The organism is Halobacteriovorax sp. HFRX-2_2, assembly GCF_043196705.1.
Classification (GTDB): domain Bacteria; phylum Bdellovibrionota; class Bacteriovoracia; order Bacteriovoracales; family Bacteriovoracaceae; genus Halobacteriovorax_A.
The window spans coordinates 390,310-400,502 of sequence record NZ_JBEBMT010000001.1 but is presented as its reverse complement, the minus strand read 5'-3'; the positions used below and the strand labels follow the sequence as shown (position 1 = coordinate 400,502).

Below are 10,193 nucleotides of genomic sequence, written 5' to 3'. Positions count from 1 at the left end.
ATTCTTTCATACGCTCTTGTTGGTGGCCACGGTGGATTCATTGAAGCATGGGCAGATATTTGGTCAGCTCACTACCACTAAGAATTGGATAAACTAACTTAATGATTTTCAACATGAAAAACATATTTAAAAACTCTCTACTGGGCCACTCTAGGTCCATAGGGAGTTTTGCCCTTTCACTCGTGATTGCCCAAAGTATTTTGGCAATTCCATACCATCTGCCACGCTTAGATGAAAAGCTTCGCTATACAATAAATGAAACCTTTATTGAAAAAGATGTTATTCGAAATGATAACTACTTCATCTTCCTCGACCAAGACTTCGATGGAATTCCAGATGCTATGGATAATGATATTGATGGTGATGGTTTCGATAATATTACAGATGAATTCCCTGAAGATAAAACAAGATTTGGCACTGATCTAAATAATAATGGCATTGTCGACTTCGTTGATTTTGAGTTCAGTGAGAATATTACTGAGAAAGAAAGAGCTAAGGCAAGTTCCCTACAGACGCAAATTTATGAAGATTATAATATCCTTATTATTCCTGCTGCAGAAATAAACCTAAAGCAAATCCGTCTTGTAAAAGAGCTACTCGACATAGGTTTTACAGAGACAACGAATCACTTAAAATTTGTTATTTTTGAAACAACACATCCAACGAGTTGGCTGACAAAAGGAAAGTATGATGAGGAATGGAAACAAATCGTCATCTACAAAGATCAATTAAAAAATGATGAAGAAATCAATTTGACTCTGACTCACGAGTTCTTTCACTTTGTCCAAAAAGAGAACCCAGAGCTATACCAAGACTTCATTAACTCTGTTGGTTGGTCTATAAACGAAAGGTATTTCACATACCAGCATAATAATGATCACCATTATCCAGAAATTAACTTATCTGAAGCAAAACTTAGATTAACAAGTACAAATGAGTTAATGGCCTATGACAATTTCCCTTCGGAATACTCAACAGTATCTCCAGAAGAGATGTTTGCGGAAGTAGCGACAGCATACCTTTACCAAAGCAAATCGAGGGAAAGAGACTTCGCCAATAGGTTTACAAATTTTGAAGCATTTGCGAAAAGCCAGGCCTTTAAAATATTCAATGACCTATTCTCTATTTTTTAAAATCACTATTTAAAACAAAGCGCTCCCACTTATTCTTAATGAACCACTCAGTAACACTCTTAAACGGAGGAAGGTTTTCTCTCTTTCTAGCAGCATTAAGCTTTCTTAAATCTGGTCGATAATAAGTACCAATAACCTTTCCAGAACGTTCAATTACTTGAAACTCATTTGAAACCGGATTATAGCGATAAATATCATTCTTACTTCTAAAGGAAATAATATTATCATCACTTGAGCGTGCAAATTTCTCAGCATTTCTTAAATACTGTTTATCACTAACAAAGTTAAATTCATCACCGTGTTTTTTCGCGTGCCCAACAAGTAGCCCCTTATCTTTAAAACCAGTTGTCTTGAATCCCTTACGATGAATCATATGCTGAAAGAACATAGGATCAATCTCGACACCACGATCAAGAAGACTTGTCATCTCTTGTCTAATTTCACCTTTGATTCCTCTTTGACTCATAATCTTTTGCGACTCGATTGCTCTTGTCACCTTAGCATCAAGATCTTTACATTTCTTTCCAGCTGCAAAAACCTTCCAAGAAAAACTAGAAGTTATAAGGAGTGAAAATATTAAAGCGCGCATGCTGCATACTCCACAGTTAGGTTCACGTAATTAGCAGATGAAAGAGAATTAACCTTCTCAAGGCCATCTTTATTCTTTGTTGTAAGAATTTTATTGATTAACTCACCCACTTTTTCTTTTCCTAGCTTCCCCACACTCTTTAGTTGGTCGAGAAGTTGTAAGAATTTTGCTGATGAAGTCACCCTCTTTGAAAGGTCCGCTAGAGAAGTCATGGCATTACCTAGGCCGAGAGGGCCTCTCATAATGACATTGACGAGGACATTTGATCCGAGACTTCCCACAAGAGAGCAAACCAATTGAATTTGAGATTCAAGAGATAAGGCGCCTAAGGCCTCCCCAAGACTTGCTAATTTTTGATCGATTTGAGTAATGAATTCTTTTGTTGTCTCATATGTATCAACTGCACTATTCCAAAATTTCTTGGCCGACTTAACAGGAGACTTTATAAAATTCCAAATTCCACTTCCCACATCTTGAACAAGGCCACCAGTTTTTGCCCAAGCAGCGCTTAAGGCCTTTTGCACACAACCGCTTGCTTGTGCCATAAGGTAATCCTTATTGAAGCGATCAACAGGTGCTTGTAGATCATCGATATTAACGATTTCTTCTAATTGATTATTACATTCAACAGCATGGGCCTTTGGGATAAAGAGGTCGATAAGGGTGTACTTTTTAAAACTTCCCTTTCTCATTTGATTTGCCACAAAGCCTTTCACGCTTTTAACAATCTTATACTTTTCAACCTTTGCGATATTTTCAAAATAGATAGAAACAGGAGTCTTTCCAACTTTGAAATTTACGACCTCACCGGCCGCCAGTGGAATGAACTTGTTAAGCTTGCCTGCATCGGTCTCAAGGCCAAGCTTCACAAAGAATCTCTCAGCGCCCTTTACAAAAACTTGATTTGCTAAGAAGTGCTCAGAATAGTTTTGATAGAAGCCATCAAAGTCTTGATATTGGTATTCAGCAATTAGAGCTTTTGCTAACCCTTGAAAATCATTCGAACGATCTTGGTATTTGAAGTCAGTTGATGAATATGCACACAGGCCGTAAATAGTTAAAATTAGAAATAAAATTCCCCTCATTCAATTATTCTAACTTAAATTCATCTTTAAAAATTGAGGAAATATATTACCGCTACCTAACTGTCTAAAATTTATAACCCCCGTGTAAATACAACAAATTCACCCTAGTAAATTGCCTATCAAGATATAATGGCACAAACATAATTTTATTTAGGGAGATATTATGAGAGGAAGTAGATTTCTAAGAATATTAGCATGCCTAGTATTCGTCATTAATGCACAGGCGGAATGTCTAGTCGAAGACTTCTTAAGAGATGGGTTCTGCCCTGGTATGGGTGAAGACAGTGTCTTCCAGCCTCGTTACGAAGAAGATGGTATTATTAACCGTTATGGAGAATATACATTTGCTCCTTCTTATCAAACACTTCCTGTAGGCCTTACCAATAATGAGCTTGCACTAATTGGAGCAACTGCAGGTACGGCAATTCTTCTCTTTAATAACGATGAAGAACTTATGCAATTTGCCCAAGACAATCGCACAGAAGTTTCTGAAGAGATTGCTTTTTGGGGAGAGAAAGCCGGAAGTTACCCTATTCAACTTTCTGCTGCCGGTTACGCTCTAGGTGTTGTTATTCAAAATGACGAAATTAAAAGAATCTCTAAAGTCGCTCTTAAGGCAACAGTTCTTTCAGGACTAATTACAAGAGCAGCTAAGATGACTTTTAGTCGTGTAAGACCAAATAAAACAGAAGACAAGAATGATTTTACGGGCTTCAATTGGGATAACGAAAATGTTTCCTTCCCATCTGGGCACACAACTACGGCGTTTACTTTTGCAACAGTTATTGCAGAACACTACAAAGATAAATCTAAATTTATTCCAGTACTTGCTTACACTGCCGCAGCTGTTGGTGGTTGGTCTCGTGTTCACGATCGTGCACACTGGGCAAGTGACGTAGTCGTCGGCGCTCTCGTTGGTCACTTAACTGGAAAGCTTATTTATGCAAGTGAATACAACCCAAATAGAAATGAGAAATGGGATATGTCGATTCACCCAGTAGTTGCACCAGACTACGTTGGTTTTCACTTTGAATTCCGTGGAAAGAAGAAAAAGGACACTTACGCGAAAGACTTTATGGCAAAGTGTAAGAAGTTCTATCAAGAAAATCCAGCAGGTGTTGATCCCGTTAGAGAGTGTACTCGTTTATATTTTAATAGCGTATTTGATAAGTAATAAAAAAGGCCCTTTAAAAGGGCCTTTATTTTTTTAGTAATTTAATTCAAAAACAAGTGGAAAGTGATCTGAGTATCCGGCCTTAGCTTTCTTAGTTGCTAAGTGATCATAACGATTCGGAGCTGTTTGCACTTTCTTCGTTTCAACCTTAAAGCCACGATCTCTCATCTCTTCGATATCTTCATCAAAAACACTTTGTGGTTGTGGTTGACGAATAAAGTCTGGAGCATAGATCTGATATGATTTTAGATCAACTCTAATAGGATGCTTCTCACCTAGCATTACTCTTGGAACGAAAACACGGTCTAAGTGATTCCATTGAGAGTTTCGTGCATAGTAGTAAGTCCCTGGAGGCATCGCTTTCACTTTCTTTGAATTAGACTTCTCAGAACGAAATACTTTTTCAACATCTACAATTGATCCATCTTTTAAGAGAACATCTCTCATCGGGTGCTTATTACCAGCTTTCTTTAGCTCAGGAATTGTATTGAAGTCACCTACAGCAAGTACAGATGCCTTCGCATTCTTTTTCATAATTTCGTCAATTCTGGACTTTAGAGTCGTCGCTGCCGTCACTCTTGCCTCGTCAGGGTTTCCTAGACTTGGCCAGTGATTAGCAAAAACATAAAGGTCATTCTTCCCTAGTTTAAATTGCACTTCAAAGATATTACGAGAAGGTCTCTTTTTTAGATAATCACTTTTAAGAACATGCTCTTTCTTTGAAACATATTTAAAATCTTTTGTTTCATTAAAAAGAACTGCTAGGTCAACTCCACGGTAGTCTGGTGAATTTGAAGTATAGAATTTCTTATAACCCAGAACTTTTGCAAGTTGTCCGATAACATTCTCATTTTCAATTTCAGAAACAACTAATAAATCAGGAAGCTTCTTTCTTTCTTTTAAAACGACATCTTTAATTTGTGCTAGTTTTAAATTTAACTTCTCTTGAGTCCAGTCGGCCGAGTAACACTCGTCACGACGATACTTTGAAGATACTTTCTTACAAGCTTCTTTCTTTCCCTTAGTGTTCTTTGGAAGGTAAGCCCAGTCGTTCTTTCCTTCATCTTTTTGTGTGTCGAATAGGTTTTCAACGTTATAAGACATCACTTCAAGTGTTGCTGCATAAGTCGTTGAAAATAGTAAAAATAAAATTAGGGCCTTCATAAACTTCCTCAGCTAATTAATTAAAGAAAGGACTATAGATTTTCTTTAATCCAGTTCAGTACGTCATCATGGTGTGACTTAGTTTTCACCTTATCCATTACATATTTCAGACGACCGTCTTTGCCAATAATAAAAGTCGTTCTGATAACACCCATGTATTCTTTACCCATGAATTTCTTGAGTCCCCAAACTCCGTACTTATCCATAATCTTATGCTCAGGATCTGAGAGAAGGTCAAAATTTAGCTTTTGTTTATCGATGAATTTAACAAGACGTGCTGGCTCATCAGGAGATACCCCTAAAACCACTGTGTCGGCCTTAGCAAACTCCTTCTTATAATCACGAATACCACAGGCTTGAGTCGTACACCCAGGTGTCATGGCCTTAGGATAGAAGTAAAGAACAACGTTCTTCTCACCTTTGAAATCCTTTAGGCTAACTTTTTGTTCGTCTTGGTTAAGCATTGTAAATGCTGGCGCCATATTTCCTACTTTTGGAAAACTCATATCAACTCCTTTAAGCTTTTTTTATTTACCAGTTATCTCGTTTATGTCTTAAGTCTTTAATTCTTTCTTTATCATTCGTCATCAAGAAGGGGTTAACTCTCCTTTCTATTTCAAAATTGGTTTGAAATCCGATGCTTCCTTCTGATTGCACACGCTCGAGCAATTCTTTGGCCGCTTCATTATCTGGATCATTGGCCAAGGTAAAATTTAAATTATTAATTATATAATCATGGCCCGGCCAGAGAATAACCTGATCCTCGACTCTTTCATTAAGCGCCAGAATCGTATCAACAAATACTTCAAGGTTTCCGCCGTTCTTACAATTACCAATCCCTGCATTAAAGATCGTATCCATCGTGATAATTTCAACCTGCTTGCCCGATTCAAAAAGCAAAAAGCATAAGTGATCCATCGTATGCCCAGGAGTCTCAATCACTTCCAATTCTCCTAAAGAAGTTGGAATCTTTTCTCCATCAACAAGGATACGATCAACATTTTTGAAACTGTCTTTATGTCCCCAGACTTGAGCACCGTGTTCTTTAACCAAGGCCTCAACTCCGGCCACGTGATCATAGTGGCCATGTGATAGCAGGACCACCGCCAATTGGCGTTCATTAGTGGCCAACCACTCATTGATTAATTCAGGATAGATAGGATCAACCACAGCAACTTCAGCATTGCCCATTTCGACAATATAGTTATAGTTGCGTAAAGGTGAATCGGTATAAATTTGATGAACATTCATAGGCAAATACCTTTTTTTTTGACATGATATAAAGGTCATAACAAATATAGAAGTTAAAAAAAAGGAAGCACATGGTCAATCTTACGATGGCATCAAAAGTATTTATTTCTGTCCTTTGTATCAAGGGACTTGTTGAAGCATATCTAGATAAGAGAAATATTAAGCATATTGGAAAGAACTTTAATAAAGTTCCAGAAGAGTTCGCAGATAAAATCACTCTTGAGGACCACCAAAAAGCTGCTCGCTACACGATGGAGAAGCTTAATAAGGGCCAACTTTTCAACTTTATTGGCTATATCATTCTTGTGGTTTGGACACTTGGTGGAGGGCTAGATGCCTTAAATAAGTCAATCCTAGCTCTGGAGCTATCGCCACTGTTAACAGGAACAATATTTATTCTGGCCTTTAGTTTTATTAACTCAATCCTAAGCCTGCCAGAATCTCTTTATACAACTTTTGTTATTGAAGAAAAATACGGCTTTAACAAAACAACTTTCAAAACTTTCGTAACGGATATGATCAAGGGCTCACTTCTAGGGCTTATTATTGGAACTCCACTTATTTACGGAATCCTTTGGATCATGGAATCTCTGGGACAATATTGGTGGGCCTATGCTTGGGCATTCCTAAGCGCATTCCAACTACTTTTAATGTGGATCTACCCTACTTTTATTGCTCCAATCTTCAACAAGTTTACAGAGCTTGAGGAAGGCGAAGTTAAGGATCGTATTCTCGATCTTCTAAAGCGTGTGGACTTTGAAAGTAAGGGGCTATTCGTGATGGATGCTTCACGTAGAAGTGGTCACGGAAATGCTTACTTCACAGGCTTTGGAAAAAATAAGCGCATTGTCTTCTTTGACACTCTAATTAACACACTAAGCGCATCTGAAGTCGAGGCCGTTCTTGCTCACGAGCTTGGACACTTTAAGCGCAAGCATATTCTTAAGATGATGATTAAGGCCTTTGTTTTTAGCTTCATTGGACTATTTATCTTAGGACAGCTAATGCAAACATCATGGTTCTTTGAGATGCATGGAGTTCATACAACGCAAACTTATATGGCACTAACACTCTTCCTATTAGTTAGCGGAATTTACACTTTCTTTATTACACCTATCTCTTCATGGGCATCGAGAAAGTACGAATTTGAGGCAGATGAGTTTGCTTCGATTCACTCAGACCCACAAGAACTAATCAATGCTCTTGTGAAGATGTACAAGGATAATGCGAGTACACTGACTCCAGATCCAATTTATAGCTCTTTCTATCACTCTCACCCACCAGCACTAACGAGAGTGAAGTTCTTAGAAACATTTATTAAGAAATAACAAATATTCAGGGTAAGTTTGGCACCGCCCAATCTTACCCTGCTTCTCCAGAAGCTAATCTGCTGTAAGAATCTCGTCTCAATCTTACATGTTTAAAAAAATTACAATCCCCGACCGATTCTCTTTGTCTAAGGCCCAAATCCTTTCTATTCTAAGCATAATTATATACGTGAGGGAATTTATGAAACTTGTACTAGCAATGGCCGTTATCGCATGTCTTGGATTTAGCATGAATGTATCTGCAACAGAGATCCTTAAAAGTATCCCAGTTGAAGACCAAGGTCCTGAAAAAGACGAAAAAGAGTCAAAAAAAGATAAAGACTCTAAGAAAACTAAAGAAGATAAGCTACTTCAAATAGCTAGTCGCTAATTCTCGACTTATTTTACAGATCTGGCCTTCTCAAGAATCTTTTCAATATTAGAGAAGTCTTTTACCACTTTCCTCATTTGAAGAAGATACTTCTTTGATTGTGGGCTTTGTTTGTGAATAGCGTGAATATATTTATTCAGCTCGCCCTCAAGTAATCTGGCCTCAGATACAAAAAGGGCGATAAGCTTCACCTGTGCTTCAAGCACATCCACTTCAGTCGAACTCTTTGCAAGATTTAAAATTTGAGTATGTGTAATATCACCAACTGGCTTTGCAGCAAGATCAAGATTATTCAAACTACCAGTACTTTCCTCAGAACTCTCTCCTAACTTTGATAAATCAACATCCTTAATCTGTTTAGTAATTGAGAACTCTAAAATATTAGATGGATTTTCATCATTAGAACTAGAAACCTTTGGCGCTTCAACAGACGCTGCTGGCTTTTCAATATTGTCTTGATCTAATTTCTTGGCAGTTGACAAGATATCCCCCCGAATTAATCTTAATTTATTTATCGGTAAATTCTTGCCTTAACTTTAACCTGTTTTTAGTTAGATTTTATATAAAATTAGTCTTTTAACCTAGATCAACAAAGAGTTTTTCTTTTAGATTCTTTATAAAATTGAAAGGTATTGAATTCACATTTGGTGCTGACGAACTCTTAGCGACTTAGAAGTTTTCAAGAATTTTCTCTAATTTTGGTCCTTTAAACTTGGAAAATACTGATTCTTAAAATACTTAATTAAAAAGTGCCAACTTTGCGTGGAAGTTTGACACTGTCAAAACTCACTAAATACTATTTCTTTTTACGACAAAGTTCTTTTAGCTTTTTAACAATTTTGTTAGATTAGGCTCTCTCAAATTGACACTATTTCGGCCACATTTTAAGGAACCTCATGAATAAGCCTATTGCAATTATCGACTGCGCAATTTCAAAACCATCATATAACTGCATGAATCAAATGATTCAAAACTTTAATATCCCTACGACATATCACTGGGTATCTCAGTTTGGATGTAGTTCGCTTGATAAGATTGAAGAGGCCAGCGGCTATATTATCTTCGGCTCTGACTCAAATGTTTATCAAAGACTTGAGTGGCAGGTTGATCTCGCAAAACGCATGAAAGAAAAATTAGAAAAGAATATTCCTGTCATGGGGATCTGCTTTGGCCATCAGCTTATTGCCGATATTTTTGGCTCAAAGGTTGATATGGTAAAGCCTGATAATCAACTTTTTGAAGGAACGAGAAAGACGAAAGTTCTTGCTGACAAATTTGGTTTCAAAAAAGACGAAGAGTTTAGTCTCTTCATCACTCACCACTATGAGGTCAAGGAACTTCCAAAAGGCTTTATTCATCTTGCAACATCAAACGATTGTTTTCTTGATGGAATTGCTCACGAGACACTTCCCTTCTTTAGCTTCCAAGGTCACCCCGAAGCATCTCAGGACTTTGTCGATGGCCATATTGAAATGACTCTATCGGAGCAAGAACTAAAGGCCGGTTATGAAGGTGGCCGTAAAGTTATAAAGAACTTTATCGACTATGTTAACGGTCACTAAAAAATTAACTTCTTAACGAGATCTCTAAGATAATTAAAATAAGGAGTACGATACTTTTCAATCTCTTGATATTGCTCGTGTCGTGCACCTTCAATTTTAGTCACTGTAAAACTTGTATCCACTTCTGCCAAATACTTCTCAAGCTCAGGAACACTAATTAGCTTGTCCGCTGTTCCGTAAGAAATATACTTTTCAACCTTATCGTTGATAGGCTTTGAAAATACTTTCTTACTACAAGCAACCATTTCTAATAGAAGTTTTGTGTGAAGCTTTTGAAGATTAAAAGGATCATTTTTAAATTCCTCAATCACTTTATTTCGATGTGAAAGAGTATTTAAATCAACGAGTCCACCAAGTGGTATCGACATCTTAACAGAAGCTAATTTGTTAAAGATACTTCCCTTAATCTTATTAACGGCAACAGCAAATGGACCACCAACACCGACTGGTGGAGCATTGACGATTATTGCTCTTGGATAAGAGTCTTCTTTTAAATTATTTTGTGTAAAGCCACATGTTATAAGGGCCCCCATTGAA

The 10,193-nt window shown here is 37.3% G+C and carries 12 protein-coding genes; 5 read left to right on the top strand and 7 right to left on the bottom strand.

What is annotated here, in order from left to right:
• Positions 1 to 113 precede the first annotated feature (113 nt).
• Positions 114 to 1,133: a thrombospondin type 3 repeat-containing protein gene (locus ABMA79_RS01900; protein ID WP_393089779.1), complete on the top strand. Its 1,020-nt coding sequence runs from the start codon at positions 114 to 116 to the stop codon at positions 1,131 to 1,133.
• Here the strand turns inward: ABMA79_RS01900 and ABMA79_RS01895 are convergent.
• Positions 1,123 to 1,722, bottom strand: coding sequence for a hypothetical protein (locus tag ABMA79_RS01895; RefSeq protein ID WP_392856882.1), 600 nt, complete (start codon positions 1,720 to 1,722; stop codon positions 1,123 to 1,125). The two genes, ABMA79_RS01900 and ABMA79_RS01895, sit on opposite strands and share 11 nt — an antisense overlap.
• The gene (locus ABMA79_RS01890) at positions 1,710 to 2,807 is read right to left on the bottom strand and encodes a hypothetical protein (protein ID WP_393089777.1); all 1,098 of its coding nucleotides are present in this window, start codon (positions 2,805 to 2,807) and stop codon (positions 1,710 to 1,712) included. Before ABMA79_RS01890 ends, ABMA79_RS01895 begins: the two co-directional genes overlap by 13 nt.
• A 163-nt stretch (positions 2,808 to 2,970) precedes the next feature.
• On the opposite strand from ABMA79_RS01890, the gene ABMA79_RS01885 reads away from it, so the two are divergent.
• Positions 2,971 to 3,981: a phosphatase PAP2 family protein gene (locus ABMA79_RS01885; protein ID WP_392856885.1), complete on the top strand. Its 1,011-nt coding sequence runs from the start codon at positions 2,971 to 2,973 to the stop codon at positions 3,979 to 3,981.
• A 33-nt stretch (positions 3,982 to 4,014) separates the two neighbouring features.
• Here ABMA79_RS01885 and ABMA79_RS01880 read toward each other — a convergent pair whose 3' ends face one another.
• From ABMA79_RS01880 to ABMA79_RS01870, 3 genes are read right to left on the bottom strand one after another with little or no spacing between them, the layout of a single operon-like run.
• Positions 4,015 to 5,145, bottom strand: a complete 1,131-nt coding sequence (locus ABMA79_RS01880) for a hypothetical protein (protein ID WP_393056426.1) — start codon at positions 5,143 to 5,145, stop codon at positions 4,015 to 4,017.
• A 32-nt stretch (positions 5,146 to 5,177) separates the two neighbouring features.
• Complete coding sequence (bcp, locus tag ABMA79_RS01875; protein ID WP_021266377.1) at positions 5,178 to 5,651, bottom strand: thioredoxin-dependent thiol peroxidase; 474 nt, start codon at positions 5,649 to 5,651, stop codon at positions 5,178 to 5,180.
• Positions 5,652 to 5,676: 25 nt separating this feature from the next.
• The gene (locus ABMA79_RS01870; protein ID WP_393089774.1) at positions 5,677 to 6,396 is read right to left on the bottom strand and encodes an MBL fold metallo-hydrolase; all 720 of its coding nucleotides are present in this window, start codon (positions 6,394 to 6,396) and stop codon (positions 5,677 to 5,679) included.
• Positions 6,397 to 6,467: 71 nt separating this feature from the next.
• On the opposite strand from ABMA79_RS01870, the gene ABMA79_RS01865 reads away from it, so the two are divergent.
• Positions 6,468 to 7,724 carry a M48 family metallopeptidase gene (locus ABMA79_RS01865; protein WP_393089771.1) on the top strand — a complete coding sequence of 419 codons (1,257 nt, stop codon included), beginning with the start codon at positions 6,468 to 6,470 and terminating at the stop codon, positions 7,722 to 7,724.
• 181 nt (positions 7,725 to 7,905) lie between these two features.
• Positions 7,906 to 8,094 carry a hypothetical protein gene (locus ABMA79_RS01860; protein ID WP_392856894.1) on the top strand — a complete coding sequence of 63 codons (189 nt, stop codon included), beginning with the start codon at positions 7,906 to 7,908 and terminating at the stop codon, positions 8,092 to 8,094.
• Between the two features lie 8 nt (positions 8,095 to 8,102).
• Here ABMA79_RS01860 and ABMA79_RS01855 read toward each other — a convergent pair whose 3' ends face one another.
• The gene (locus tag ABMA79_RS01855; RefSeq protein ID WP_393089768.1) at positions 8,103 to 8,576 is read right to left on the bottom strand and encodes a hypothetical protein; all 474 of its coding nucleotides are present in this window, start codon (positions 8,574 to 8,576) and stop codon (positions 8,103 to 8,105) included.
• A gap of 414 nt (positions 8,577 to 8,990) precedes the next feature.
• Here ABMA79_RS01855 and ABMA79_RS01850 point away from each other — a divergent pair, with 414 nt between their 5' ends.
• Positions 8,991 to 9,656 (top strand): type 1 glutamine amidotransferase, encoded by a 666-nt coding sequence (locus ABMA79_RS01850; protein ID WP_392856898.1) that lies wholly within the window; start codon positions 8,991 to 8,993, stop codon positions 9,654 to 9,656.
• Here ABMA79_RS01850 and ABMA79_RS01845 read toward each other — a convergent pair.
• On the bottom strand, positions 9,653 to 10,193 hold a 541-nt coding region (locus ABMA79_RS01845; protein ID WP_393089765.1), incomplete at its 5' end, for a serine aminopeptidase domain-containing protein. The genes ABMA79_RS01850 and ABMA79_RS01845 overlap by 4 nt on opposite strands.